This is a genomic window from Streptosporangium sp. NPDC002524, assembly GCF_040295985.1.
Taxonomy (GTDB): Bacteria; Actinomycetota; Actinomycetes; order Streptosporangiales; family Streptosporangiaceae; genus Streptosporangium.
The window spans coordinates 144,785-171,059 of sequence record NZ_JBEOWK010000015.1; the positions used below are offsets into that span (position 1 = coordinate 144,785).

The following is a 26,275-nucleotide window of genomic DNA, read 5'->3' on the forward strand; positions in this document are numbered from 1 at the left end:
CGGATGCGGGCTCGCGCTCAAGGGGACCGCGAACCAATCCCACGTACGGAAGGGAGCCGGTTGTGATCCCTTCCCACGGCACACCGGTGGGTGACCGGCTGAACGCGGCCACCTGGCGGTCCGCCGCTGTCGTCGCTCTCCAGCGTCTGCGGACCGAGCTGCACACCCACCGGATCTACCCGGCGATCTCGTACGACGAGGGACAGCCTCGCCTCGTGGTGAGTGCTGAGCTGACCGTGTGGGCCGACCGTGCCGGGACCGTCTTCTGCTGGGGTGCCGTTCATCAGGACGAGCCCGCCGAACACGTTCCGGTGGACGACCTGGTACGGGCCGCGGGCCGGATCGCCGGACGGCTCGGTGGGCACTACGCCGAGCCGGTGGACCCGCTGTAGCAGCGTGACGGCAAGGAGAACGCCGACTCCGTGCCGTCGCGTCCGACTCCCCGCGAGCGGTGGTGCGCAACCAGGGGCCGCTCGCGGGGTCCTATGCTCTGCCCGTTTTTCGGGACGCGGGTCAGCGGGCGGTGAGGATCGGGACCTTGCGCTGGATGAGGGTGGCGAGGGCGGCGTGGCCCTGCCTGCTGAGGTGCAGTACCGCGACGTCGCCCTCCTGGCCGGGGGCGAGGGCGTCGAACCCTCGATAGAACGGGGTGGTCGACTCGCACAGCGAGTGCCCGGCGAATTCGGGGCGCAGGGTCGTCGAGTTCAGGTGCGGGCCGACGAACCGGACGTCGATCCCGCGTGCCCTGGCGGCCCGCGCGGTCCGGGACAGGGTCGCGTCCAGCGCGCCGGAGACCTTCGCCCCCGCCACGCGCTCCTCGGGGGTGAGGACACCGGCGTCGCAGATCGGGTCGAGCGGTACGCCGGTGGCGTTCTGGCCACGGGTGACGGCCCTGCCGTACCCGGTCAGGACGATCCGGGCGCGGGGGCTGCGGCGCTTGATCTCGGTGAGGAGGCCGCTCAGGGACCGCTTCAGGGCGGGCAGGCGGTCGAGGATCGCCGTGGTGGGCGCGCCGGTGCAGTCAGCCTGGACGCACACGCCGCCGTACCCGGCGAAGTCGATGTCGTTGCCGCCGATGTTCAGCGTCACCAGATCGGTGTCCCTGCGGAGCGCGCCGAGTTGCGGGGGCTCCCCCTTGAACGGCTGCCGCAGATCCTGGACGGCCGCGCCGCTGCACGTGACGTTGGTGAACCTCACGGTCGTGCCGCGCCGCCGGAGCTCCTCGACGAGGATCGTCGAGGCGGAGTTGCGGCTGCGGTAGCAGGTTCCCTCGGTGCCGGGCTCGTAGTCCCCGGCGCCGGTGCCGGACGCGTAGGAGTCGCCCAGCGCCACCACGTCGAAGGACGGTGTGACACCGGCCACCGCCGCTCCCGCGGGCGCCGCCGCGCCCACCGTTGTCCCGGCTGCCATGACGAGGCCCGCGAGGCCTGCGACGATTCTTGTGCGAGTGACCATCATCAGTGGTTGATCCTCCCGTGGAGACGACGAGGGCCACGGTGACGAGGAGCGCCCTGACCCCGTGACCCCGTGACCCCGTGGCGCTTCCCCGTGAACCGTGCCCTTGAGAACCGTGCCTTTGCCGAACGTGAATTCGTGCCGGTGCGTTCATCGTCTGGAAGACGGAGAACGTCGCTGTTTTTACACCATTCACGATGGTTTGGGGATTGATAGTACGGTCGTCGCGTCGCGGAAACCCGGACAAGGGATGGATTCGGTATAGCGGGCCGTCCGCAACGAAGGAGGGAGACGCATCCGGCGCCGACCGGGCGATGCGCCGGGCGAGGTGTCGTCTCGCGGTGGTGTGCCCTGGTATGTCTCGCGGTGGTGCCCTGGTATTTAGAGCCGCTTCGGGGGCAAAAGTCCGTCAGAGCAGGAAGCTACACTCTCGCCCCATGGGTATAGGCCGCATCCTCTATCTCACCTTTGGCTGCATGGTGCTGTTCATCGCTTTGATGCTTGTAACAAGCGAGAACGATCCCGAGAACATGCAACGGGCACAGGTCTTCGCGCTGGGGGGCATCGGGCTGATGATCGCCGGAGCCGCCTGCGGCGCCGCCGAGCGCCGGACCGCTCGCCCTCCACAGGCTCACCCGCAGCCCCCGGCCCAGCAGCCCTACCCTCAGGGCCACAACCCTCAGCAGGGCTACGACCCTCAGCAGGGGTACGCCCCCCAGGGCTACACCGCCCCGCAGGCGTACAACCTCCAGCAGGGCTACACCGCTCCCTACCCTCCCGGCCAGGGCCACTGACGCGACGTACACCGGGGGACGAGCCGGGCCACCCCCCCGAAGCCCGAGAAGGGCTTCGGCGACGGTGGCCGGCGGGTGGCTCACCGCCGGGTCAGGACGGGACCCGCTGACGAGGGAGGCTGCTTCCGAAGGCTCAGGACAGGGCCTTCCGAAGCAGCCTCAGAACGAAGCGGGCTCAGAACGAAGCGGGCTCAGAACGAAGCGGGCTCAGAACGAAGCGGGCTCAGAACGAAGCGGGCTCAGGGCGAAGCGGGCTCAGGACAACGCCTTCTTCAGGAAGTCGACCTGGAGCAGCAGCAGGTTCTCCGCCACGGCCTCCTGCGGGGTCATGTGGGTGACCCCCGACAGCGGCAGCACGTTGTGCGGGCGGCCCGCGGCCAGCAGGGCCGAGGACAGGCGCAGGGTGTGTGCGGCGACCACGTTGTCGTCGGCCAGGCCGTGGATCAGCAGGAGGGGACGGTCCAGCTTCTCCGCGTCGGCGAACAGGGACGAGGCGTCGTAGTGGCCCTCGTCCGGGTGGCCGAGGTAGCGCTCGGTGTAGCAGGTGTCGTACAGGCGCCAGTCGGTCACCGGGGCCCCGGCGACGGCCGCGTGGAACACGTCGGGGCGGCGGAGCACGGCCAGGGCGGCGAGGTAGCCGCCGAACGACCAGCCCCGGATGGCGACCCGCGACAGGTCCAGGTCGTCGGGGAACCGCGCGGCGGCGCCGTGCAGGGCGTCGACCTGGTCGTCCAGGACCGGGGTGGCCAGGTCGTGCAGGACGGCCCGCTCGAACTCGGGGCCGCGCCCCGGGGTGCCCCGGCCGTCGGTCACGACCACCGCGAAGCCCTGGTCGGCGAACCACTGGCTGGTCAGGTACGCCCCGGCCGCGGCCAGCACGCGCTGGGCGTGCGGCCCGCCGTACGGGTCCATGAGGACCGGCAGTCTCGCGGAGCCGGGCACGTGTCCGGTGGGCAGGAGCACGGCGGTGGCCAGGTCGCGCTCGCCCGCCCTGATCAGGGAGACCCGCAGGTCCAGGCTGGGGCGTTCGGCGTGCGAGGCGATGTGCCCGCGGGGCGTGCCGTTGTGCAGGACGCGGGTGGCCGAGCCCTCGCTGCCGAGGGTCTGGCCGGTGATCACGAGGGTGCCGCCCGCGGTGTGGCCGCTGTAGACGCCGCCCTCGGCCGGGCTGACCAGGGTGATCTGACCCCGCCGGTAGGCCCAGACGGCGATCTCGGTGGGCTCCCCGCTCGCCCGGAAGAGCACGGTCTCGCCGTCGATGTCGAGGATCTCGCGGACCTGGAGGGTGGGCGGCGTGACGGGGGCGTCGCCGACGATCAGGCGGTGGCCGCCCTCCGAGGTGGCGGCCCAGACGAGGCTGCCGTCGGACAGGTGACCGGGGACGCCGGTGACGATGTCGACCCAGGCGGGGTCGGTGTCCTCGCGTACGACCGTGGAGGCGCCGGTGGCCGGGTCGACGTCGAGCAGCCGCATGGTCCGCTGGTCGCGGGTCATGGTGACGATCGACAGGCCGTGGGCGTCCCAGGCGGCGTTGACCAGGTATTCGTCGTCGAAGGGCACCGCGACACGGGCCCCGCCGAGGGTGAGGACGAAGAGCTCGACCCCGGCGTTGGCCGTGCCCGCGGAGGGGTAGCGCTGCTCGGTGCCCGGCCGGGCCGGGTTGGCCGGGTCGGCGATGTGCCAGCGCTGCACCGGCGACTCGTCGGCCCGCTCGACCAGGATCGCGTCACCGGACGGGGACCACCAGTAGCCCCGCATGCGGTCCATCTCCTCGGCGGCGATGAACTCGGCCAGGCCGTACGTCACCTCCGGGGACTCCGGGCGGGCCAGCGCGTGGTCGACCTCGTCCTCCAGGTCCTGGATGTGGAACGCGCCGCCGGTCACGTAGCCGACGTGGACGCCGGTGGGGGACATCCGGGGGTCGATCACCGGCCCGGCGGTCTTCAGCCGCCGTACGAGGGCGGTCTTCAGGTCGACGACGTAGAGGCCCCCGGAGAGCGCGAACGCCGCGACGGTCACCGCGGAGTCGGTGCTGTACGCGACGACGCCCCCGGCCTGTTCCCGGCTCCGCTCGCGGCGCGCCCGCTCCTCGGGCGGCAGGTCCTCCTCGTCGGCCGCCAGGGCGCGCGGGTCGACGATCAGCCGTTCCGCGCCGCTGAGGACGTCGTACTCCCACAGGCAGGTCACCGGGTCGAAGCCGCCCCTGCTCCGGAGGAACACGACGCGGTCACCGCCCGGGGAGATCGTGAAGCCGCGCGGCACTCCGAGGGTGAATCGACGGGTTCTGGCGTGCAGGCGAGGGAAGCTCTCACTCATACGAGCCATCTTGCCAGTTCCGCATCGAGTGTCTTGTTTTCGAGGTGCGGACGGACCGGGAACGCGGCGCTCTGTCCGATGCGCGGCATCGATACCCTCGGACGCATGACTGATCGGCGCCTGATGCTCGTGCACGCCCATCCGGACGACGAGACGATCGGCAGCGGAGCCACCATGGCCAGGTACGCCGCCGAGGGCGCGCACGTCACGCTGGTGACCTGCACCCTGGGGGAGGAGGGCGAGGTGATCCCCCCGGAGCTCGCCCACCTGGCCGCCGACCGCGACGACACCCTGGGCGAGTACCGCGTCGGGGAGCTCGCCGCGGCCTGCGCGGCGCTCGGCGTCACCGACCACCGGTTCCTGGGCGGCCCCGGCCGTTGGAGGGACTCCGGAATGATGGGCGTCGCCGCCAACCACCGGGCGAACGCCTTCTGGCAGGCCGACCTGGACGAGGCGGCGGGCGAGCTCGCGAGGATCATCCGTGAGGTACGGCCCCAGGTGCTCGTCACCTACGACGAGAACGGCTTCTACGGCCACCCCGACCACATCCAGGCCCACCGCGTCGCCCGGCGGGCGGTCGAACTGGCCGCCGACCCGGCGTTCGACCCGTCCGGCCTGTCCGATCCGTCCGACCCGTTCGACCCGTCAGGCCCGTCCGGCCCGTCTGAGTCGTCTGAGTCGTCCGGCCCGGGGGCCGGTGCGGTGTCCGGCGAGGGCGGGCCGTGGCGGGTCGCGAAGTTCTACCACACCGCCGTGCCCAGGTCCGTGATGTACCGGACCGAGGAGGCGATGCGCGAGAGGGGCGCCCCCTTCCTCGCCGAGCCCGTCGACGACCTGCCGTTCGGCTGCCCGGACAAGGACGTCACCACCGAGATCGACGCCCGCGCCCACATCGGCCGGAAGATCGAGGCGATGCGGGCGCACGCCACCCAGATCAGTGTGAGACCGCCCTGGTTCGCCCTGTCCAACAACGTCGGCCAGGAGGTGCTCGGGGTCGAGCACTTCATCCTCCGCTCCGGCGTGCCGGGTCCCGCCGGTCCCGGGGCGCCGGTCGAGGTGGGAGGGATCGGCGAGCCGTACGACCGCGAGGACGACCTCTTCGCCGGGATCCACTAGCCTCGGTGCTTGTGATGGAGCAGGTGCCAGCCGTGCGCGAACCCTCGGAGACGATCGTCACCGTGGCGGCCAACGCCGTGCTCGTCATGCTCGGGCTCCTGCTGGGCGTCCTCGGCGGGTTCCAGCACTCCTGGTACGTCAGGCCCGTCCCGGTCTCCGCCATCGGCTGCGTCGCCCTGCTGTTCGCGGTGACCTACTGGGCCGGGCGGACGACGCGCGGCAAGGCGGCGCCCCTGGCGTTCGCGGCGGGCTGGGCGCTGGTCACCGTGATCTGGACCGCCGGACGGCCGGAGGGCGACCTGGTCATCGCGAACGACCTGTCCGGCTACCTCTACCTCTACGGGGGCCTGGCGGCGATCGCGATGGGGGTCCTGCTCTCGCCGTCGGCCACCGTGGCCGGGTCGTGGCTGCTCACCCCGCACGGATACGGCTCGGCACCGCAGACACCGCCCGTCCCGCAGGCACCGCCCGTCCCACAATCCCCGCCCGTACAGCAGGCACCGCCCGTCCAGCAGGGCCCGTCCGGCCCGCAGGTCCCGCCGGGCCCGGCCGCTCCCTGACGACCTCCTCACGGGACGAAAAACCAGGAAAAAGCCACTGTCGCCGGTCGCCAGGATGACGCACAATCCCGATATGCGGCGGTTGCATCGGGTACGGCGGACGCTCAACTACGCCAATCTGTCCACCCCACTGGGCCTGCTCCTGGCGCGCGTCGGCCGTGCCAGGGTGACCGCCGGGCCCGACGGGCTGCTCCTGGCGTACGGCTACCGCTTCCGGTTCCCGATCGCCTCGGCGTTCACCGTGGGCAACGTGGTGCTGACCAAGCACCCGGAGGGGTTCCTCACCGGGGCCCTGCTCAGGCACGAGGACCGGCACGCCTCCCAGTACATGTGCTGCGTGGGCCTGCCGATGCTCCCGCTCTATCTCGTCGCGGTGGTCGTCTCCATGATGATCTGCGGCAACCAGGCCTCGTGGAACCTCTTCGAGCGGCTGGCGAACCTGGAGGACGGCAACTACACCCGTAGATCTCCCTGGTGGTTTCACACTAGACCGCCGCAAAAGGAATGAATCTCTCTGTGGGGGGATCTACAAGGGGTGAGCTGTTGATGACCGAAGGGGGCCGCCCATGTCACAGACGTCCCACCCAGAAATCGCCTCCCACGTGCCCGCGGAACCCGGCGGCCTTCTCGAAGAGCCCGCACGGCGTCCCGGATGGTCGGCTCGCTTCACCACGCGGCCGGTGCGCGCGCTCAGGCGGCTGGGCCGGACCGCCGGACGGGTGGTCAGGGACCAGTCGGCCGATCGAGGGGCCTCCGGGCCCGAGGCGGCCCTCCGCCCTCCGGAACTCCCCGGGCGATCCGCGACCCTGGTGCCCTCCGCGCGAACGGCATCCCCCGTGCGAATGGCATCTCCCGCGCGGCCGGTGCCTCCCGCACGGCCCGCGCCTTCCGCACGGCCCGCGCCTTCCGCACGGTCCACGTCCTCCGCACGGCCCGCGCCTCCCGTACGGCCGGCGCCGCCGGGACGGCCCGAGCCCCTGCCGCCGAGGTCCTGGCCGGGGGGTTTCAAGGACCGGCTGACCTCGCCGGTCCCGACGTTCCAGGAGCTGCTGGCGGTCGCCTGGCACGGCACGCTCCGGCCCGGCGTCGGGGACGAGGACCGCATCCCGGTCCACCGGGACGGGCTTCCCCTCGCCACGGGGACCGACGCGGTCGTCACCTGGGTGGGGCACGCGACGTACGTGGTGCAGATCGGCGGGCTCACCATCCTCACGGACCCGGTCTGGGCGAGGAAGATCGCCGGTATCCACCGGCCCCGGCTCACCCCGCCCGGCGTGGCGTGGGCGGACCTGCCCCGGATCGACGCCGTGGTGATCAGCCACAACCACTACGACCACCTGGACGCGCGGACCGTGCGGCGGCTGCCGCGCGGCACGCCCGTCCTCGTACCGGCGGGGCTCAGGTCCTGGTTCACCCGGCGCGGGTTCCGCGACGTCACCGAGCTCGACTGGTGGGAGAGCACCTGGGTGGGGGGCGTCCGCTTCGACTTCGTCCCGGCCCACCATTGGAGCCGCCGGTCGGTCTGGGACACCTGCAAGACCCTCTGGGGCGGCTGGGTGATCGCCTCCGACGACCAGACGATCTACTTCGCCGGGGACACCGGGTACGGCGAGCGCTTCGCCCAGATCGGGGCCCGCTACCCGGGCGGCGTCGACCTCGCCCTGATGCCGGTGGGGGCCTTCGAGCCCCGCTGGTTCATGAAGGCCGCGCACGTCGATCCCGCGCAGGCCGTACGGGCGTGCCAGGACGTGGGGGCCCGCCGGATGGCGACCATGCACTGGGGCACGTTCGTGCTGTCCGGCGAGACGCTCCTCGCGCCGGTGGAGGAGGCCAGGGTGGCCTGGGCGGAGGCCGGACGGGACCGCGCCGACCTGTGGGACCTCGCCGTCGGGGAGTCCCGGGTCCTCACGACCTGACAACCTGAAGACCAGGGCCCTTACGTCCTCACGCCCTGACGCTCCGGTGTCTCGTGCCCCGAAAACCGTCTCGTGCCCTGAGAACGGCCCCGGGGCGGAGGCCGGGGTGGCGAGGGCCCCGGGACGTCGCGGCCCGGGAGACCCCGCGCCGTCAGGGGTGGAGCGTCAGGGTGTGGGTGGCGGCCTTCGCGATGGACTCCTGGCGGGCGAGCATGGGAGTGGTCTCGCCGCCCGCCCACAGCGGCGCCTGGTCCCAGTAGTTGTCGTGGAACGCGTGGCCGGAGGCGCCGGTCAGGTTGATCCACCGGGATTTGTCCAGGTCCGCCAGGTCCACCACCATCCGCATGGACGGCAGCCAGCTCACCGCGTAGCCGTCCTGCGCGTCCCACCCGGCGGCGTTGACCGCGTCGTCGCTGCCGGACACCGGGAACGGCCCCCGGTTGAACAGCCACTCGACCGGGCCGATCCCCGAGGTGCCGAAGGTCTGGTGGACGAGCTCCAGGGAGTGCAGGTCACCCCAGCGCCAGTCCTTGACGTCCGGGCCGAGCAGGCCGTTCAGCTCGTCGTAGGCCAGCGCCATCGCCCGCCGCAGCATGTCGTCGCGGGTCTCGGCGCCCGGGGTGGCCGTGTCGTTCCAGAACGCGTCGTCAGGCCGGTCGAGCATGACCCGGACGACCTCGAACCAGCGGTCGCCGCCCTGGGACCTGGCGCCCTCGGGGAGATCGTCGTTGAAGGTCTCGATGAGCAGGTGCCGCCAGACGGCGTTGAAGTACATCGCGGGACCCGACTCCATGCCCTGCGCGCGGTCCCACGAGCGCAGCAGCTCGCGGGCGTCCTTGGCGGGCCCGGCCATCTCGACGTCCAGCAGCTTGGGCACCAGGAACCGGGCGAGGCCGTTGTCGCTGTCCTGCTGCAGCTCGCTCATCGCGGCCACGTCCACCTTGCCGCCGTCCTTCGTCGCCTCGCGGAGGCGGTCCAGGATGCGCTGGGAGCGGTAGCCGTACGCCCAGTCCTTGGTGAGGGTGTACGGGTAGCGGGCAGGGTCGACGACCGCGTTGTTCGCGGTCACGATGTAGCCCTCCGGCGGGTTGTAGAGGCTGGGCAGCTCGTTGAAGGGGATCGTCGACTGCCAGGCGTACTCGCCGGTCCAGCCTGGCACCGGCCAGGTGCCGTCGCCGCGGGTCCGCACCGGGATCCGCCCGGGGGCCTGGTAGCCGATGTTGCCCGCGGTGTCGGCGTAGATCAGGTTCTGCGCGGGCACCTCGAACCTGGAGGCCGCGCTCCTGAACTGCTGCCAGTCCTGCGCGGTGTTCAGCGCGAAGATCGCGTCGGCGGTCCTGCCCGGCTCCAGGGCCGTCCACTTGAGCGCGACCGCGTCGGCCTGCTCCTCGAAGACCGCCTTCATGCCCGGGAGCGTGTCCTTCACGTTCTCCATGACGTCGGAGATGATCGGCCCGTGCATGGTGTCGCGCACCTTGAGCCGTACGTCGGCGCCCCCGGCCACCTTGATCGTCTCGGTCCTGGTGGTGAGCGGCTTCCAGTCGCCCATGAACAGGTACGAGTCGTCCTTGACCCGTTCCAGATAGAGGTCGGCGACGTCCGGGCCCAGGTTGGTGAAGCCCCAGGCGATCTTGTCGTTGCGGCCGATGACCACCCCCGGCACGCCGGAGAAGGTGAACCCGGTGACGTCGAACGGGCACTCGGCGCTCTTGACGCGGCAGTGCAGCCCGGCCTGGTACCAGACCGAGGGCATGCCGGGGCCCAGGTGGGGGTCGTTGGAGAGCAGCGGTTTGCCCGACGCGGTGTGCGCGCCGCCGACCACCCACGAGTTCGAGCCGATGCCGTGCCCGCCCGCCGGGTCGCCCATCAGGCTCGGCACCGCGCGCATCGCCTCGGCCGCCCGGGTCAGCGCCACGGTGGCCGGGGCCACCCCGGACGGCTCGCTGTCGACCTTCTTCGGCTCCCGCGCCTGGTCGAACCCGCGCTCGCCGACCGAACCCCGGGTGACGATCGGCGGGTGGGTCTCGTACGGGTAGCCGGGCCAGAGCTGCTCCACCCGGCCGCGCGGCAGCTTGCTCGCCGCGAGCGCCCGGCCGATCTCGTCGGACATGTTGGAGCGCAGGTCCCAGGCCATCGCCTTGAGCCAGGCCAGCGAGTCGACCGGGGTCCACGGCTCGGGCCGGTAGTCCGGGCTGGTCGCCCGCAGCAGCACGTACTCCAGGCTCCTGTCGGCGAAGCCGTCGTTCCGCGCCATCCAGGCGTTCACCCCGGCGGCGTAGGCGTCCAGGTAGCGCCGGGTCCGCTCGTCGAGCAGGGGCAGCTCCGCCTCGGCCACCTTCCGCCAGCCCATGGTCCGGATGACCCTGTCCTCGGTCAGCGTCGCCGGGCCGAACATCTCCGACAGCCGCCCAGCGGTCACGTGGCGGCGGAAGTCCATCTCGAAGAAACGGTCCTGGGCGTGCACGTAGCCCTGGGCCAGGAACAGGTCGTCGGGGGAGTCAGCGTAGATGTGCGGGATCCCCGTCTTATCCCGATATACGGTGACTTTTCCTTTTAAGCCGCTCACCTTGAGCTCGCCTCCGAGCTGCGGGAAGGACGCCCGCACGCTCCACACGCCCGCTCCGGCGACGAGCAGCCCGAGCACCAGGAACACGGTGAGCACCCGCGCCAGCCACGTGAGCGGGCGGGGCATCCAGGCATACGGGCGGAACCTCACAAAAACCTCCTAGGCGACATGCTCCCGCAAGTGTGGCAGCACCCCCGTGGTGTCCGCGCTGGGGTAATTGTGAAGATGCACTCATGAGACTTTCCACGGCCGACCTGGTCGATCTCCACGGCTCGGCGGTCGCGAGCTGCCTGACCCAGTTCCGCTCCTACGGCCCGAGCCCCCGGTTCGCCGGGCCGGTCGCGACCGTCCGCTGCCTGGAGGACAACGCTCTCGTCAAGCGGGTCCTGGCCACCCCGGGCGAGGGCCGCGTGCTGGTCGTGGACGGCGCGGGATCCCTGCGCACCGCCCTCATGGGCGACGTCATCGCCGCCTCCGCCGTCTCGTACGGCTGGTCCGGCGTCGTCGTCAACGGCGCCGTCCGTGACACGGCCGCCCTCGCCGGACTGGACCTGGGGGTCAAGGCCCTCGGCTCGAACCCGGCCAAGAGCGCCAAGGAGGGCGTCGGCGAGCTCGACGTGCCGGTCACCTTCGGCGAGGTCGTCTTCACCCCCGGCGCCTGGCTCTACAGCGACGAGGACGGCATCCTCGTCAGCCCCACGGAACTCTCCTGAGGATCTTCACGCTGAGGGTCTTCACGCTGAGGGTCTTCACGCGACTGAAGGTCTTCACGCGACGCTGATGGACCCCTCCCTGTCAGCCCCACGGAACTCCCCTGAGGGTCTTCACGCTGAGGGTCTTCACGCGACCGAGAGCCTTCACGCGACGCTGACACGCTCTTCCCACGACACTGATGGGCCCCTCCCTGCCAAGGGGCCTTCTTGCTCATGCTCACTCTCGAAAGAGTCCCCGCGTCTTCGCGGGCCGCTCCGGCGGCCGGGAGCCGGTCGTCAGATCGGGCCGATTCCCCAGTGGTGCACGGCGCGGTCGCCGGGGGCGAGCCGGATGACGTCCTCGCCGGTGCGGAAGGCGTTCGGCGGGCAGGTCATCGGCTCCACCGCGAGCCCCTGGCGGCGGTGGCCCTCCGGCAGGGTGTCGCCGGTGTAGAGCTGGATCCACTCGATGCCCTCGCCCGCCCACAGCTCGACCCCGGTCCCGTCCGGGGCGGCCAGCGTGACCCGCACCCGCCCGTCGGCGCCGCGCTCCAGGCCGGTGAACGCGGTGTCGAGCTCCGTCCCGCCGATCGGGCGGGCGGTCCTGAAGTCGTACTCGGTGCCCTCGACGTCGTGGCGGCCGGTGGGGATCTTCCGCTCGTTCACCGCGATCCACTGGCCGGCGGGGAGCCCGAGTACGGCGTCGTCGAGGGCGCAGAGGGTGCCGACGGACAGGTAGGGGTGGGCCCCGAAGCCGTACGGCGCGTCGCCGGCGCCGACGTTCTCCGCGCTCACCTCGATCTCCAGACCGGCGGCGTCCAGGGCGTACCGGATGGAGAGGTCGAGGACGTGCGGGTAGCCGAGCTGGGGGAAGAGCCGCAGCCCCAGCCGGATCGAGGCGTCCTCGTGGGACAGGACCCGCCAGGGGAACGACCGGGAGAAGCCGTGGATCGCGTTGCCGGTCTTGGGCTCGCTCAGCGCGAGCTGCCGGTCCTCGCCGTCGAAGGTGTAGCGGCCGTCCTCGACCCGGTTGGGCCAGGGAAGCAGCGGCAGCCCCGCCCCGCCGAGCGGGGGCTGGTCCTCGGGGAAGTCGACGACGAGCGGCCTGCCGTCCAGGGCGAGGCTTCTGAGCCCCGCCCCGAGTTCGGTGATGACGGCCTGGAAACCGCCGGCCGCGATGGTGTGTTGAGCCCCGGTGGGCACGATGTATGTCACCCGGCAATTCAACACCTATTGCCCGCCGCTTCCCGTCGACACCGCTCCGGTCCCCGCGCACCACCCGCCCGCGTCGCCGGTCTCCAGGGTCTGGCACGTTCCTTCGGGCTTACAGCACCGTCTCCAGGACCGTTGACTGGACGGCGAAGCCGTTGGTCCGGTAGAAGCGGACGGCGGCCTCGTTGCTCGCGTAGGCGGTCACCCCGGCGTAGCGGGCGCCGTGCAGGCGGGCCCACTGCCGGAACTCCTCCACGAGCCTGGCCCCGATCCCCTGACCGCGGTAGGACGGCTCGACGTACATGCTGCCCAGGGTCGCCACGGTGACCGGCCGCATCGCGGTGGGCCCGGACAGGGCCCCGGTCAGGTGGCCGACGATCCGGCCACCGTCCTCGGCGACCATCACCAGGCGGTCCGGGTCGTCCAGCGCGTCCACGAAGCGGGCCCGCCCGTGCTCCTGGGGCCACTTCACGTTCAGGGCCGGGTCGCGGGTCCCGGCGTCCTCGGCGAACAGCGCGGAACTGCAGGCGACGATCCCGTCCAGGTCGGCGATCGTGCCGGGTCGTACGGCGACGACGATCTCACTCATGATCAGGACGCTATCGGTCGCGACCGACATTACGAGTGATCTGCTGCTTTCGCCCCTCCCGGTCTCGGGGTCCGTCCCCGCCCGCCCCCTGGAAGCCGGGGCCCGACGGTCACCGTTTCGCGACGAGGTCAGGCCATGCGACCCTGACCGTCGAAGGCCGCGTAGTCGTCGCCCGAACCGCTTTTTCTTCGCCGCCGATCGCTCCGGCCGAAACGAACCGCGAGCACCAGCAGCGTCGACAATCCGCTGAACACGTAACTGCCCATCAGCAATGTCAGCCACGTTCCGGCGCGGGACGGATACATGAGAAGTGTCGCCAGGGTGATGTATCCCGGCAGGAGAAAGACGAACCACAGGAATCCCACGCCCACCTTCTCGAGCGTGGTGTCCACGCGCCGGGCGCGATATGCCCAGAGCACCAGGAGCGGTACGCACCAGACCCAGTGGTGCGGCCAGGAAACGGGTGAGACGAGCAGCCCCACAATGGCGCAGACGGTGATTCCGGCGAGCTCGCCCGCCTTCTTCGCGGTCCGTGCGGCGACCAGGATCCCGCCCGCGCCGACCACCGCGCACAGGGCGAGCCAGAGGGGCGTGGTGGGCCAGGAGCCGGGCATGAGCAGGAGCATGCCGCGAATCGATTGGTTGAAGAAGACCGTTTCCGGCGCGGTGACCACCCGTTGCGTGTCGAAGAACGTACCACCCCAGTAATCACGCGAATCGGCCGGCAGCAGCAGGAACCCGAGGGCCACCGTGCCGAGAAAACCGAGGCCGACCATCAGGGCGGCCCGGAAGCGACGCGTGACGAGAAGATAGGGGATGAATATCAGCGGGGTGAGCTTGATGCCTGCCGCGATGCCCGTTATCACGCCACGCCACTTCTCTTTGCCGTACGTCAGGTCCACGACTGTCGCCAGCAGCAGAATGATGCCTATCTGCCCGTTCCACAGCGTTATCACTATCGGATACAGGGGAAGTGCCGCGATAACGATGAACAACGTGTGAGTTGCCCGGCGACCACGGTTTCTCACCGAGACGCGGCCGACGAGAATCCATATCACCGCCTCGAGGGCGAGTATGGAGACCAGCACCCAGAGGGCGACGGCGATCTCCATGTCGACCAGGGCGAGAGGCGTGAACAGCATCGCCGCGAACGGCGAATAGGTGAACTGCAGCCAATACCTGCCCACGCTCAAGTCGTAGAGGGACGCACCCTGCAGTACCGCCGCCCCGCCCTCCCGGTAAACCTCCAGGTCGACCCAGCCCGCCGCATGGGTCACGTTGAAGGCGAAGGCCGCCAGCGCGCCACCCAGCGCGATCAACAATGCGCACGTTATCTGGAAAGAGCCGTCGGCTCTCCTGCCCAGACGAACGCGCGGACCGGCTGACACCGAAGAGGACACGGCGACTCCCGACTTGGCTACGGTGCACGCTAGTCACGCCGGCTTGTCCAAAGCTTGTCGTGCCCCACCTGTGCCGGCCGTTCGCCTGCTGCCCCACCTGTGCCGGCCGTTCGCCTGCTGCCTCACCCGTGCCGGCCGTTCGCCTGCTGCCTCACCTGTGCCGGCCGTTCGCCGGTCGGGGCTCCAGTCGCCGCTCGGGGCTTCGGTGCGGCCAGGCGGGAGCGTCTCCTTCCCGGTGGCAGGCGGGGATCACGCGTGTCGAGGTCGTCTGTCGGCGGGTGTGCCCGGTGGCGGCCGGCACTGTCGGGGCCCGCGTCAGCCGGGTGGCAGGGCGGGCGTGCTCCCGCCGTCAGGACCAGGTCTGGCCCTCCGGGGTGTCGACGACCTTCACGCCGAGGGCCGCTAGCTCGTCGCGGAGGCGGTCGGAGGCGGCCCAGTCCTTGGCGTCGCGGGCCCCCGAACGCCGCTCCAGCAGCTCGGCGGCGCCCTCGGGCAGGGGCTTCGGCCTCACCGTCCTGCCGATGTCGAGGGAGAGGTCCAGGGCGAGGATCTGGTCGAGGTGCAGGAACGCCTCGAAGCGGGAACCGGGGGAGATCGAGCCGTCGCGCTCCAGCTCGCGCAGGAGCCGCAGCGCCAGCGGGGTGTCGAGGTCGTCGTCGAAGGCGGCCTCGATCCGGGAGACCCGGTCGGCGGGCATCGGGCCGCTCGGCGACTCCGACCACTCGGCCACCTGGCCGCGCCAGCGCCGCAGGGTCTTGTCGGCGGCCCGCAGGGTGTCCCAGGTGAGGTTCATCTGCTGGCGGTGGCGGTGCTCCAGCAGCGCGAGCCGCACGGCCAGCGGGTCGAGGCCCGCCTCCGCCACGTCCTTGAGCAGCACCACGTTGCCGGTGGACTTCGACATCTTGCGCCCGTCGAAGAGCAGGTGCTCGCCGTGGACCCAGTGGCGTACCACCTCGTGCCCGGCGGTGGCGTCGGACTGGGCGCGCTCGTCCTCGTGGTGCGGGAAGCGCAGGTCGATCCCGCCGGTGTGCAGGTCGATGTGCTCGCCGAGGAACCGCAGCGACATGGCCGAGCACTCGATGTGCCAGCCGGGGAAGCCGCGGCCCCACGGGGTCTCCCAGGTCAGCCCCTGGTCAGAGGGCTTCCACAGCGCCCAGTCGGCGTGGAACCGCTTGCGCGGGTCGACGGCCTCGATCCGGTGCCCCGGCCTCAGCTGGTCGAGCCGGTTGCCGGAGATCTCCCCGTACGTCGGGAAGGAGGCGGCGTCGAAGAAGACCGACCCGTCGGGCACCGCGTACGCGTGCCCCTTCTCGATCAGCTTGGCGATCATCTCGACCATCAGGTCGATCGTCTCGCTCGCCCGGGGCGAGTGCTCGGGCGGGCGGATGTTCAGCGCGGTCGTGTCGGCCACGAAGGCGTCCTCGTAGAACCGCGCGACCTCCAGGACGCTCCGGCCCTCGGCCCTCGCCTGGGCGAGCACCTTGTCCTCGCCCGTGGGGTCGATCTCGGTGTCGTCCACCAGGTGCCCGACGTCGGTGATGTTGCGGCAGGCCACCACCCGGACCCGCTGCCGCTCGCTGACCCGCCTGATCAGGTCCGCCAGCAGGTACGACCGCATGTTGCCCACGTGGGCCGACCTGTAGACGGTCGGGCCGCAGGTGTACATCCGCAGGGAGCGGCTCCCCTCGGGAACGATCCGCTCGACCCGGCGATTCCGCGTGTCATACAGGCTCAGCATGTGTCGAGCCTACGCAATCACGCCCGATCCCACAGCGACCCGAGCCCACAACGACCTGATCTCGTGGCGACCCGGGCCCAGGGCGTGCGAACGCGTACGGACGCGGTCCAGGTCCGGGGCACGACGCCCCGGCCTTCCCGGTCTTCCCGGCCCTCTGAGCCTTCGAGGAGTCAGCCTTCGAGGAGTCAGCCTTCGAGGAAGGCGAGGATCTCGCGGTCGCCCCGGTCGCGCAGGCGGGCGATCACCTCCTCGCGGGTGCACCCCTCCGACAGGCCGATGCGGGCGCCGATCAGGCGGACCCCCTCGGCCTCCGACGCCACCGGCGCCGTGTAGCCGATCAGGTGCAGCGCCCGGTTCAGCGCGGGCAGGGACGGCGAGGCCGCGGGCAGGTAGCGGGTGAGCAGCTCGCCGCCGTCGGAGACCGTGAGGAAGACGTGGTCGCCCTCGGAGGCGTTGGCGGCGATCAGGACGGGGCGGATGGACCCCATGGTCGGCTGGTTGTGCCAGCTGATCACCACGTCGCCCGAGGGGGTGGAGGCGGTCAGCTGGCCGCCGGGGGCCATGCCCAGGTGCGCGGCGAAGCCGGTCGGCAGCGGGGACCCCGAGCCGCGCAGGTGCTCGGCGTTGACGTCCACCCGGTGCCACCAGCGCCCGTCGCGGCTGCGGAAGCAGCGCCGGGTCTCCGAGACGTCCCGGCGCGGCTGGTAGTCGGCCTGCTCGGCCCCGGCCACCCTGATCCACCCGCGCTGCGTGCGCTCGAAGCCGGGCCCGCCCGCGTACGCGCGGACCGAGCTCTCGCTCACGTCGTAGCGCCCGGTGAGGTTGGTGACGATCGTGTTGACCGACGCCTCGCCGTTGGACCGCTCGATCTCCCTGACGATCATCTCCCGGATGCCCAAATACTGCTCGCCGCCCCAGCGCGACAGCCCGTACTTGTTCCGGTCGACCCTCAGGAAGCGGTCGTCGGCGGTGAGCTGGTTGCGGATGCCGACGAGGCTGTAGTCCTCGCCGATGCGCTCCTGGATCTCCTCGGGGGTCAGCGGGCCGCCCGCCACCGCGAGGACGGCCTCGGCCTTGTCGTTGACGCTGCGCGGCCACGGGACCACGTGGTTCTCCAGCACCCGCAGCTGGGGCACCGCGATGAGCCAGCGCTCGGCCACGTCCTCGCGGATGCCGAGCTGGCTGGCCAGCGTCACGGCCTCGTCCAGCGGGCGCGGCCCGTCGGTGAACAGCTGCCGGGTCTTCTCCCTGAGCTCGTCGGCCCCCCCGGCGACCAGCCAGCCGTCCACCTGCTCGTAGCCGGTCAGCAGGGTCCGTACGAACCGCCAGGAGGGGATGCCCAGGGTGGCCAGGTCGGTGCGGTGCCACGGCACGGCGGCGGCCAGGTCGTCGGCGGGCACGGCGGAGCCCAGGCGGCCCCGCAGCCACGACACGTGGGCGATCAGCGGCGCCGCGTCGTCCTTGGCGAGCCAGGCCTCGACGTGGTCGCGCAGGTCGCGCTCGATCTGCCGGATGCGCTCCCTGGTGACCGAGAACCGCTGGGCGAGATCGTCGAGCGTGGCCCGCTGGGAGGCGTACAGCCGGTCCCTGGCGATGGCCCGCTGCCGCTCGTCCAGCGTGGCGAAGACCTCGTCGATCAGCTCGGGCAGCGGCCGGTCGGGCCTGGAGGGGCGGATCCTGGCGACGCTCTCCTCGGTGACCGGTTCGAGGAGCCGCTCCAGCACCCCGGTGAACAGCTTGTGCACCACCTCGCGGCCGAGCCCCTCGGGCGTGCGGACGCTCGCGGCGGGGTCGGCGAACCTGAGCAGGGGGAGAACGTCACCGAGCATCAGGTGACCCCAGCACGCCAGGGCGAGGTCGGTCAGGCGACCGGCGACCTCGGACGTCCCGATGGTCGAGCAGGCGGTGTCGAGCGGAAGCGCCTGCCACCACGCCTCGGGGAGGCGGGGGTCGGTCGCGATAGGCGCTACCTGGCCGGGAGAGGTCCAGCGCAAGGGTGGCGCGATGTCGCTCAGGCTGAGGTTCATTGAGGTCCAACCGGCAAAGGGGAATATATCCGCAGTTCAGACTATGTGGTCAGGTAGGAAGGAAGGGACTTGCCCGTCCGTAATGAGAAACGTAGAGGAGTTCCCTCGCCCGGGTACAGGCCACGTAGAGCAGGCCGCGCTCCCGCTGGAGATCGTGTGCCCTGGCCGCGGGGTCCTCGCCGACCGGGGTGAGGGCTTCGGGGTCGGGGACGATCCCGTCGGCCACGCCGATCACCGCGACCCGCCGGAACTCCAGCCCCTTCATGCCGTGCAGCGTCGTCACCCGTACCCCCAGATCACGCAGAGCGGCCCGCGCGTCACGCACGAGGCCGGCGGTCCTGGCGGCCACCGCTATCTCCTCGGGCGTCACACCCTCATTCACCCACTGTCCCACCTGTGCCACCAGACCCGTCAGCTCATCCTGCGGTGAATCGTAGGCGCGGACCATCGGCCGGAGCCCGTGCCGGGTGCCCCTGAAGCCGTAAAGCTCCTGCACACCCTTGACGAGCCCGTCCGCGGGCCCGCCCCCGCGTAACCGCACCCCCCAGGAAAGGATCTCCCGGGGGAGCCGGTACGACACCCGCAGGCGCTGCTGGATCGCGTCGATCCCCACGGCGCCGAGCGTCACCCGCGTGTCGAAGATGCGCTGGTGCGGGTCGCCCACGACGAACAGGTCGTCGCGGGCGTGCGGCACCGCCGCCCGCAGCAGCCGCCACTGCGCGGGGTGCAGGTCCTGCGCCTCGTCCACCACGATGTGCCGGTACGGCTCCCGCGCCGGCTCCGTCTCCTCCAGCAGGTCCCCCGTCGTCTGGCCGAGCAATACCGACGCCTCGGAGGCGAGCTGCAGCAGGGTCCGCTTGCCACGTTCCCGCAGCTGCCCGGTGACGTGCTCGACGGCCTTCCACACGCAGGTGCGGTCCTCGGCCGCCAGCTCGACGCTGCGGCCCGGCCGGGGGGCCTCCAGGTACTCGTCCAGGGTCTGTAAATTCTGCGCGAGGATCACCTGCTCCCACTCGCGCAGCAGGAACGCCGGGCTGTGACCGCTCTCGGTCTCCTCCCAGAGCGCGGTCAGCTCGGCGGCGCCGACCAGGGCGGGCGGGCGGCCCTCGGCCTCGGCGACGATGCGGTGGGCCAGCCGGTCCACGTTGCCGACCTCGATCCGCTTGCGGATCACCTCGTCCTCGATCAGCTGGTCGAGCCTGGCCGCGAGCTCGGCGCTCAGCCCCTGGGAGAAGGTGACGAGCAGGATCTGCCCGGCCGCGCGCCCGGCCAGGTAGGCGGCCCTGTGCAGCGCGACGAGCGTCTTGCCGGTGCCCGCGCCGCCGGTGACCAGCGTCGGCTGCTGGTAGGACTCCCAGTACGCCAGCCGGTGCTGCGGCGGGTACAGGAACACGCACCAGCCCGGCGCGTCGAGCACGCGGTTCAGCTCGCGCGGGTCGTCGGTGAAGACGGCGCGGTCCGGGCTGCGCAGGAGCGCGGCGCCGAAGTCCTCGGGATTGATCGGCTCGGGGTCGGCGGCGACGGCGCGGCAGTTCTCCAGTTCCCGCCAGGCCCCGGCCATCGACTCGCCCCTGGCGAGCGCCGCCAGCGGCTCGTACTGCGTCGGGGGCAGCAGCGGTTCGAGCGCCTCCAGGGTGAGCTGGTCGGTGATCTGCCTGACCAGCGGCAGGAACCGGCCGTCGACCCCCAGCTCGGCCAGGTCGCTGTCGCAGAAGTCGGAGAACAGCCGCGTCGCGGACGCCTCGGCCGCCCTGCGCACCGCGGGCCGCACCTTGTCCAGCGCCTCGGCGTCCCACATCTCGACCACGCCCAGCGCCGTGTTGACGCCGAACCGGTAGCGCTGCGCGTACGCCCACGCCTCCGCGTCCGGCAGCACGGTCAGCAGCCAGTAGACGTCCCGCTGCTTGACCACGACGCCCCGGTGCCGGTCGGCCAGCCTCAGGGTCGCCACCCGCGGGTCCCGTGCCCCCCTGACCCGCTCGGGGTGCGGGGCGCCCGCCACGTTCTGCAGGAACCGGCGCGCCGAGACCACGACGTCCCGGCGCACCGGCTGGGCCAGGGCGCCGAGTTCGACGGGGAAGTCCGGGGAGATGGCGAGGCGGGGCATGGGTCAGGCCAACAGTGACAGGAGATCGCGGTCCCCGCGTTCTCGCAGCCGGGTGAGGAGCTCGGGGGCGGCCACGGGTCCCGTCATGCCGACCCGGGTGGCGATGACCCGCCCGGCCTGCTCGGGGGTGCCGCCCGTCGCGGTGTAGCCGACGAGCCGCAGTGCCCGCGCCGTCGCCTCCACCTCCTCGCCCGCCGCCGGCAGGTGCCTGGCCCGCAGCACGCCCTCGTCCGACAGGGTGAGGAACAGGTGGCTGCCCTCCTTCGCGCCCACGTCCTCCAGGAGCGTCATGAGCGACTCCAGCACGGGCCTGTCCTGCCAGCTGAGGACGAGCTCCCCGACCGCGCTGCTGACCGTGCGGCCGTCACCGGGCGACATCCCGAGGTAGGCGGCGAACCCGCTGGGCAGCGGGCACTCGGCGCCCCCGAGGTGCTCCCGGGTGACGTCGATCCTCAGCCACCAGCGGCCGTCCGGCTGCCGGAAGCAGCGCCTGGTCAGCGAGACGTCCTTCAGCGGGCGGAACGGCGCCTTCCTCGGCTCCTGGCCGGGTTCCCCGCCGTTTCCGTCGTGGGGTTTCTCCGCGGTCAGGGAGGGGGCGCCGTTCGAGCGCTGGGGAGGCCGCTCGCCCGCGCCGAGGATCCGGAGCTGCGGGACGTTCTCCAGCCACTCCTTGGACACCTCGGGGTGGATGCCCAGCGAGGAGACCATGTCGAGGGCCTTGTTGATGGTGAGCGGCGGCTTGGCGCCGCTGATCATGTCGCGGGTGCGGTGGCGCAGCTCGGTGATGTCGCCCTCCACCAGCCACTCGTCGACCAGGTGGTACTCGGGCAGGCCGGCGAGCACGAACTGCCAGGCCGGTACGTCGAGGGAGTGCAGCTCCAGGGTGTGCCAGGGGGCCGCGTTGATCAGCCGCTCCCTGGGCGCGGCCTTGCCGAGGATCCCCTTCACCTCCTCCAGGTGCTCCCGGTACGGGGCGGCCTCGTCGGAGGCGGTCCACTCGGCGAGCTCCCGGCGCAGGTCGACCTCGATGTCGCCGATGACCTCCGGGGGCACCGCGAAGAGCTTGGCGAGCGCCTCCACGGTCGCCGGGGCGTCGCTGAACAGCCTGTTCTGCGCCACCGCCCAGCGCTTGTCCTCCACGTTGGCGAAGACGCCGTCGACCAGCGCGTGCAGGCTCTTCCGCACCGGAGGGCGCACGTCCCTGCGGGCTCCGGCGTCCTCGTGATCTCCGGCGTCCTCGTGGCCTCCGGCGTCCTCGTGGCCTCCGGCGTCCTCGTGGTCTCTCGCGCCTTCGTGGTCGTCGTCGTCCTCGGCGCTCTCGTGGTGCTCGGGGCTCTCGTCGCTTTCGTCGTTTTCCGCGACCTGCTGGGGGGCGTCGGCGGGTACGGGGTCGTTCGCCGGATCGTCCTCGCGGCTGTCCGCGTAGCCGTCCGCGTGACCGTCCTCGTAGCCGTCCGCGCGGCTGTTCTCGTGGTCGTCACCGGGTTCGTCCTCGGTCTCGTGGACGGGGCCGGTCCCGGCGGGCGCGGCCTCGGGCTCCCCGAGCACGGCCTCGGGGACCTCAGAAGCGGTCTCCGGCTTCCTGGGAGCGGTCTCAGGCTCCCCGTGAGCGGCCTCGGCGGCGAACCCGGCCCCGGCGGCCTCCCTGTCGTCCCCGGCGGCCTCCCCGTCCTCGGGGGCGGTCGTGAACCGCTCCTCCCACGGGGGCATGCTCGCCGGCCGGTTCTTCCTCGCGGAGGCGGGCTGGAAGAGCGACCCGGGGGCCTCCTCGGGCCCGGAGCCCGGCTGGCGGGCCTCGGGCACCGGCAGGGCGCCGCGCTCCCGGGGGGGCTTGCGCTTCGGCAGGACTATGGGCTCGGCGAGGGCCTCCGGCTCCGGCGCGTTCTCCGCGTACTCCGATGCGTTCCCGGCATGGTCGGGCGCGTCCTCGGAGCGGGAGGCCACCGCGACGGGCGGAGCGTCCTGGACCGGGAGGTCTCCGGCGACGGGTTCGCTCGCGGCGGGGGCGGGGGAGGCCACCGGCTCGGGAGAGGACCCGGAGACCTCAGGGGACCCGGAGAGCTCAGGAGACCCGGGGACCTCAGGGGTCCCGGAGATTTCCGGAGATTCGGAGATATCGAGGGACTCTGAGGAGGAGACGGGCGTCCGGGACGCGGGCATCCCGGCCGCGTGCGCCACCGGGGCCGCAGCCGGGACCGGGATCGCAGCCGGGACCGGGACCGCGGACGGGGCCGCGTGGGCGGGGGCCGCCAGGCGCGCGAAGACCGCCGTGAAGAGGGCCTGCAGCAGCGGGACCGGCTGGATGAACGGCTGGTCGCGCAGGTCGTGGCCGGTCAGCGAGAGAAGGCCCGGCCAGGACCCGGCCCGGTCGAGGGCGATGGCCGTGTAGGGCTCGTCCGCGTCGTCCGGGTCCAGGACGTGCAGGGCGGGGAGCACGTCCCCCACGGCGGCGGCCGGCCAGTGGTTCAGGGCGACCGAGGCGAGGATGTCGGCCAGCCTCTCCGGGCCCAGCACGGCGAGCACGCGGGCCATCGGCAGGCTCCGCCACCAAGCGTCCGGTAGGTCGGGCTGTTCGCGCAGAAGTGGGATCGTGGCCGCGTCGCTCCAGCGCAGCGGCGGCACGAGGTCACTCAGACAGAAGTTCATCCGTTCCCTTCACCAGCCCCTCAAGCCGCCCGAGTCACTCCATGTGGCCGGGGAACGAGACTCATGGAACAGACCATAGTCTGGCAAATCGCCGCGGCGCATTGGGTCGGTTCAGCGGCGTACGGCCGCGAACCGCAGCCGGACGTAGTCGGCCATCCAGCCGCTCTCCCGCCGCAGGGCGGGGGCGGCCAGCTCGTTCACCCGGCGGAGCAGCGGGTCGACCATCTCCGCGGGCACCTTCTTGAGCAGCGAACCCGCGAACATCCGAACCCAGTCGGCCGCCCCGCCGGGGCACTCGTCGAGCGGGGTCGGCCGGTCGAAGTATTCCAGCAGGCGGACGGTGAAGCCGCCCTTCTCCAGCCGCGTGGCGTATTCGGCGGGGGTGGGGAAGTACCACGGCAGGTCGGGCTCGCGCAGCCCGTACTCCCGCCAGGCGGTGGACAGGGCCGCCGTCAGCGCGGCGCAGTTGCCCGCGCCGCCCATCTCGGCCACGAACCGCCCGCCGGGGGTGAGGGCCTCGCGGACGCTGGTGATCACCGCGTCCGGCTCCCGGCCCATCCAGTGCAGGGCGGCGTTGGAGAAGACCGCGTCGTACGGCTGGGCCACCGTGAAGTTACGGCCGTCGCCGACGATGAAGTCCAGTCCCGGATGCTGGGCCAGGGCCTTCTCGATCATCGCCTGCGAGCCGTCGATGCCCAGGACGCGGGCACCACGGGAGGTGATCTCGGCCGTCAGCACCCCCGTGCCGCAGCCGAGATCCACGATGCGCTCCCCCGGTTGCGGGTCGAGGAGCTCGACCAGGGGGGCGCCGTGCGCCGAGACGTACCCGAAGCTGCTGTCATACGCGCGAGCGTTCCACCTCATCGAGCTCGGGGTGTCGTATCGCAAGACGATCAGCTCACATTCTGAGACGCGAGGCCTCTGTCGGCCTCTCCAGACACTTTAGAGCCTCTGGGAAGTCACGACATATCAGTCTCAGCAGCCTCAGGTTCATCTCACCTTCTTCGCCCATTCGCGCTGGAGGTAGGACCTGGCCCTGTCGATCTCCGGGACGGAGAGGATCACGGGCTTCGCGCTGGTCGCGGGCAGTTTCGCGGCCAGCTCGTGGTCGAGGGTGCCGCGCATCTGCAGGGCCTCCATCCTGACCGGGCGGGCGTAACCCTTCAGAAACAGGTTCTGGCCCCTGTCGGAGAACAGGAACTCCTGCCAGAGCCGCGCCGCGGCCGGGTGCGGGGCCTGCTTGTTGATGGCCTGGACGTAGTACGAGCCGAGCACGGCGTCACCGGGGATCGCGACCTTCCACGCCTTGTCGGCGGCGGCCCGCTCGGCGTTGTGGTAGTCCCAGTCGACGAGCACCGAGGCCGCCTTGGGGGTGGCCGCGAGGTTGCCCTCGCCCTTGAGGCGGTGGAAGAACTCCACGCCCCGCTCGGCCCTCGCCTCGCCTCCCCTGAGGGAGACGGCCATCACCCCGTTGAAGGCCGCGGCCACCTCCCGCGGATCCCCGGGCAGCGCGACGCTGTGTCCCGGCTTGAGCAGGTCCGAGAAGGACGCGGGGGCCGCGACCTTGCTCGGGTCGTAGCCGATGGACATGTAGCCGCCGTACCCGGCGTACCAGAGGCCCCTGTGGTCCTTCAGGCGGTCGGGGATGTCCTGCCAGCCCTGGACCCGGTACGGGGCGAAGAGGGCGGACCTGGCCGCCGCGACGTCCATGCTCAGGTCGAACACGTCCGGCTTGAGCTCCGCCGCCGCCGCGATCTCCCTGGCGCTGCTGGCGTCGGGCTCCAGCTGGTGGACCTTGATCCCGTACTCCTCGGAGAAGGTGTCGATGATCTCGCCGTAGTTCACCCAGTCGCGCGGCAGCGCGATCACCGTGAGAGCCCCCTCCTTCCTGGCCGCCTCGACGAGGCGCTCCATCGTCGAGAAGCCCTCCTTCAAGGAGGCGCCCTGCGTGTTGAGAGGTGGGAATTGGACGTTCTGAGGAGCCGGGGCGCCACATCCGGCGATCGTGGCCGTGAGGATCACGGCGGCTGCGGCGCTGGTACGTACGGTCACGAACGGCATACTCTCCGCTGCGATTCGCCCGGTCGAGCAGGCGCGGCCCTTCGCGACCCTTATTGGCGAACGGCTTACACGTGTCTTGGCGAGTGGCTTACCCGGGGAGGCCCGACCGGCTCACCCGGAGAGGCCTGGCCAACTTTTCCGGGGAGAACCGGCCACCGTCCGCGCATGCCACGCGGGCACGGGCGCGAAGGATCCGGAACGTCACACACGCGCCGGAGGATTCCGGCGTCCAGGCTCGTCACGGGCACCGGGGCGCACGTCACGCGCACGGGCGCGGGGATTCCGGGACGACCTTCGCCGCGACGAGCGTCTCCTCGTCGATTTCCACCAGGGTGCCGTTTCGCCTGCGTACGCCGAGCACGCCGTCACGCCAGAACTCCAGCTCACCCACCGCGTCGCGGAACCCCTCGGGAACCCTTCTCCGAGTGGTGACTCTTTTGCCCACGTCGGAAGGGGTTAGGGTGATGTTCAGGCGAGCGCTGAAACCAAGGGCCATCGGCTTTTGCCCCCTCCCGTTTCAGACACATGGCAGGCACGGCAATACTAGGGCTTAGCAACTCGCGGTCGAAGTCGTGCCTAGGTGCGTAAAGAAGAAGGAGCCCGAGGTGACCTACGTCATCGCGCAGCCTTGCGTGGACGTCCTGGACAAGGCGTGCATCGAGGAGTGCCCCGTCGATTGCATCTACGAGGGTGAGCGGATGCTTTACATTCACCCCGACGAATGCGTCGACTGCGGCGCGTGCGAACCCGTCTGTCCGGTGGAGGCCATCTTCTACGAGGACGACCTGCCCGAGCAGTGGAAAGACTTCTACAAGGCGAACGTGGAGTTCTTCGACGACATGGGGTCGCCCGGTGGCGCCTCCAAGGTCGGCAAGATCGAGAAGGACCACTCGGTCGTCGCGGCCCTGCCCCCGCAGGCCGAGAGCCACTAGAACGAGAGCCACCGGGAGCGGGTGCCGGAGGGGACGGCCGTCGTGGCCGTCCCCTCCGGCGACCGCCTCCGGCGGACCCGCCCCAGCGAAGGACGACGGCTGATCACCATGAACGTCACTCCCGACCGGTCAGAGGCCGTGAGCGCCC

General features: G+C 71.4%; 20 protein-coding genes and 1 pseudogene. 8 read left to right on the forward strand and 13 right to left on the reverse strand.

Annotation, left to right across the window (positions count from 1 at the left end; genetic code table 11):
* The first annotated feature begins 62 nt into the window (after positions 1 to 62).
* Positions 63 to 392, forward strand: coding sequence for a hypothetical protein (locus tag ABT053_RS25555; RefSeq protein WP_350971971.1), 330 nt, complete (start codon positions 63 to 65; stop codon positions 390 to 392).
* 121 nt (positions 393 to 513) lie between these two features.
* Here ABT053_RS25555 and ABT053_RS25560 read toward each other — a convergent pair whose 3' ends face one another.
* On the reverse strand, positions 514 to 1,410 hold the full coding sequence (locus ABT053_RS25560; protein WP_350971973.1) for an SGNH/GDSL hydrolase family protein: 897 nt from the start codon (positions 1,408 to 1,410) through the stop codon (positions 514 to 516).
* Between the two features lie 482 nt (positions 1,411 to 1,892).
* On the opposite strand from ABT053_RS25560, the gene ABT053_RS25565 reads away from it, so the two are divergent.
* On the forward strand, positions 1,893 to 2,249 hold the full coding sequence (locus ABT053_RS25565) for a hypothetical protein (protein ID WP_350971975.1): 357 nt from the start codon (positions 1,893 to 1,895) through the stop codon (positions 2,247 to 2,249).
* A gap of 255 nt (positions 2,250 to 2,504) precedes the next feature.
* On the opposite strand, the gene ABT053_RS25570 is transcribed toward ABT053_RS25565, so the two are convergent.
* Positions 2,505 to 4,565 (reverse strand): S9 family peptidase, encoded by a 2,061-nt coding sequence (locus ABT053_RS25570; protein WP_350971976.1) that lies wholly within the window; start codon positions 4,563 to 4,565, stop codon positions 2,505 to 2,507.
* A gap of 105 nt (positions 4,566 to 4,670) precedes the next feature.
* Between ABT053_RS25570 and mshB the strand changes: the two are divergent.
* The 4 genes and pseudogenes from mshB to ABT053_RS25590 form a co-directional block, all read left to right on the forward strand.
* Positions 4,671 to 5,165: pseudogene (mshB, locus tag ABT053_RS43510) on the forward strand (N-acetyl-1-D-myo-inositol-2-amino-2-deoxy-alpha-D-glucopyranoside deacetylase); the annotation flags it as partial.
* 548 nt (positions 5,166 to 5,713) lie between these two features.
* A complete protein-coding gene (locus ABT053_RS25580; RefSeq protein ID WP_350971979.1) occupies positions 5,714 to 6,241 on the forward strand; it encodes a DUF6113 family protein in 528 nt (175 codons plus the stop codon).
* 73 nt (positions 6,242 to 6,314) lie between these two features.
* Entirely contained in the window at positions 6,315 to 6,749 is a 435-nt protein-coding gene (locus tag ABT053_RS25585) for a hypothetical protein (protein ID WP_350971980.1), read from the forward strand.
* Positions 6,750 to 7,083: 334 nt separating this feature from the next.
* A complete protein-coding gene (locus ABT053_RS25590) occupies positions 7,084 to 8,157 on the forward strand; it encodes an MBL fold metallo-hydrolase (protein WP_350971982.1) in 1,074 nt (357 codons plus the stop codon).
* A 151-nt stretch (positions 8,158 to 8,308) separates the two neighbouring features.
* Here ABT053_RS25590 and ABT053_RS25595 read toward each other — a convergent pair whose 3' ends face one another.
* Positions 8,309 to 10,849: a penicillin acylase family protein gene (locus ABT053_RS25595; protein ID WP_350971983.1), complete on the reverse strand. Its 2,541-nt coding sequence runs from the start codon at positions 10,847 to 10,849 to the stop codon at positions 8,309 to 8,311.
* A gap of 107 nt (positions 10,850 to 10,956) precedes the next feature.
* Here ABT053_RS25595 and rraA point away from each other — a divergent pair, with 107 nt between their 5' ends.
* Complete coding sequence (gene rraA, locus ABT053_RS25600) at positions 10,957 to 11,436, forward strand: ribonuclease E activity regulator RraA (protein WP_350971986.1); 480 nt, start codon at positions 10,957 to 10,959, stop codon at positions 11,434 to 11,436.
* 276 nt (positions 11,437 to 11,712) lie between these two features.
* Here the strand turns inward: rraA and ABT053_RS25605 are convergent, their stop codons facing one another.
* The 10 genes from ABT053_RS25605 to ABT053_RS25650 form a co-directional block, all read right to left on the reverse strand.
* Positions 11,713 to 12,630: an aldose 1-epimerase family protein gene (locus ABT053_RS25605; RefSeq protein WP_350971988.1), complete on the reverse strand. Its 918-nt coding sequence runs from the start codon at positions 12,628 to 12,630 to the stop codon at positions 11,713 to 11,715.
* 109 nt (positions 12,631 to 12,739) lie between these two features.
* A complete protein-coding gene (locus ABT053_RS25610; protein ID WP_350971990.1) occupies positions 12,740 to 13,216 on the reverse strand; it encodes a GNAT family N-acetyltransferase in 477 nt (158 codons plus the stop codon).
* Positions 13,217 to 13,344: 128 nt separating this feature from the next.
* Positions 13,345 to 14,538, reverse strand: a complete 1,194-nt coding sequence (locus ABT053_RS25615) for a glycosyltransferase 87 family protein (RefSeq protein WP_350971991.1) — start codon at positions 14,536 to 14,538, stop codon at positions 13,345 to 13,347.
* A gap of 427 nt (positions 14,539 to 14,965) precedes the next feature.
* On the reverse strand, positions 14,966 to 16,354 hold the full coding sequence (gene cysS, locus ABT053_RS25620) for a cysteine--tRNA ligase (RefSeq protein WP_350971994.1): 1,389 nt from the start codon (positions 16,352 to 16,354) through the stop codon (positions 14,966 to 14,968).
* Positions 16,355 to 16,539: 185 nt separating this feature from the next.
* Positions 16,540 to 18,381 (reverse strand): sigma factor-like helix-turn-helix DNA-binding protein, encoded by a 1,842-nt coding sequence (locus tag ABT053_RS25625; RefSeq protein ID WP_350971995.1) that lies wholly within the window; start codon positions 18,379 to 18,381, stop codon positions 16,540 to 16,542.
* Positions 18,382 to 18,430: 49 nt separating this feature from the next.
* Entirely contained in the window at positions 18,431 to 20,488 is a 2,058-nt protein-coding gene (locus tag ABT053_RS25630; RefSeq protein ID WP_350971997.1) for a UvrD-helicase domain-containing protein, read from the reverse strand.
* A gap of 3 nt (positions 20,489 to 20,491) precedes the next feature.
* Positions 20,492 to 23,134 carry a hypothetical protein gene (locus ABT053_RS25635; RefSeq protein WP_350971999.1) on the reverse strand — a complete coding sequence of 881 codons (2,643 nt, stop codon included), beginning with the start codon at positions 23,132 to 23,134 and terminating at the stop codon, positions 20,492 to 20,494.
* A gap of 111 nt (positions 23,135 to 23,245) precedes the next feature.
* Entirely contained in the window at positions 23,246 to 23,998 is a 753-nt protein-coding gene (locus ABT053_RS25640; RefSeq protein WP_350972001.1) for a class I SAM-dependent methyltransferase, read from the reverse strand.
* Between the two features lie 126 nt (positions 23,999 to 24,124).
* Positions 24,125 to 25,048, reverse strand: a complete 924-nt coding sequence (locus ABT053_RS25645; RefSeq protein ID WP_350972003.1) for an ABC transporter substrate-binding protein — start codon at positions 25,046 to 25,048, stop codon at positions 24,125 to 24,127.
* 406 nt (positions 25,049 to 25,454) lie between these two features.
* On the reverse strand, positions 25,455 to 25,640 hold the full coding sequence (locus ABT053_RS25650) for a putative acetyltransferase (RefSeq protein WP_350972005.1): 186 nt from the start codon (positions 25,638 to 25,640) through the stop codon (positions 25,455 to 25,457).
* A gap of 160 nt (positions 25,641 to 25,800) precedes the next feature.
* On the opposite strand from ABT053_RS25650, the gene fdxA reads away from it, so the two are divergent.
* Positions 25,801 to 26,127 (forward strand): ferredoxin, encoded by a 327-nt coding sequence (gene fdxA / locus ABT053_RS25655; protein ID WP_350972007.1) that lies wholly within the window; start codon positions 25,801 to 25,803, stop codon positions 26,125 to 26,127.
* Positions 26,128 to 26,275 lie beyond the last annotated feature (148 nt).

Bases quoted from the DNA above. Each gene is read 5' to 3' on its own strand.
- cysS (WP_350971994.1), bottom strand. From the start codon at position 16,354: ATGCTGAGCCTGTATGACACGCGGAATCGCCGGGTCGAGCGGATCGTT.
- rraA (WP_350971986.1), top strand. From the start codon at position 10,957: ATGAGACTTTCCACGGCCGACCTGGTCGATCTCCACGGCTCGGCGGTC.
- ABT053_RS25565 (WP_350971975.1), top strand. From the start codon at position 1,893: ATGGGTATAGGCCGCATCCTCTATCTCACCTTTGGCTGCATGGTGCTG.
- ABT053_RS25595 (WP_350971983.1), bottom strand. From the start codon at position 10,849: ATGCCCCGCCCGCTCACGTGGCTGGCGCGGGTGCTCACCGTGTTCCTG.
- ABT053_RS25645 (WP_350972003.1), bottom strand. From the start codon at position 25,048: ATGGAGCGCCTCGTCGAGGCGGCCAGGAAGGAGGGGGCTCTCACGGTG.
- ABT053_RS25590 (WP_350971982.1), top strand. From the start codon at position 7,084: ATGGCATCTCCCGCGCGGCCGGTGCCTCCCGCACGGCCCGCGCCTTCC.
- ABT053_RS25570 (WP_350971976.1), bottom strand. From the start codon at position 4,565: ATGAGTGAGAGCTTCCCTCGCCTGCACGCCAGAACCCGTCGATTCACC.
- ABT053_RS25610 (WP_350971990.1), bottom strand. From the start codon at position 13,216: ATGAGTGAGATCGTCGTCGCCGTACGACCCGGCACGATCGCCGACCTG.
- ABT053_RS25560 (WP_350971973.1), bottom strand. From the start codon at position 1,410: ATGGCAGCCGGGACAACGGTGGGCGCGGCGGCGCCCGCGGGAGCGGCG.
- ABT053_RS25630 (WP_350971997.1), bottom strand. From the start codon at position 20,488: ATGCCCCGCCTCGCCATCTCCCCGGACTTCCCCGTCGAACTCGGCGCC.
- ABT053_RS25625 (WP_350971995.1), bottom strand. From the start codon at position 18,381: ATGAACCTCAGCCTGAGCGACATCGCGCCACCCTTGCGCTGGACCTCT.
- ABT053_RS25585 (WP_350971980.1), top strand. From the start codon at position 6,315: ATGCGGCGGTTGCATCGGGTACGGCGGACGCTCAACTACGCCAATCTG.
- ABT053_RS25640 (WP_350972001.1), bottom strand. From the start codon at position 23,998: ATGAGGTGGAACGCTCGCGCGTATGACAGCAGCTTCGGGTACGTCTCG.
- ABT053_RS25635 (WP_350971999.1), bottom strand. From the start codon at position 23,134: ATGAACTTCTGTCTGAGTGACCTCGTGCCGCCGCTGCGCTGGAGCGAC.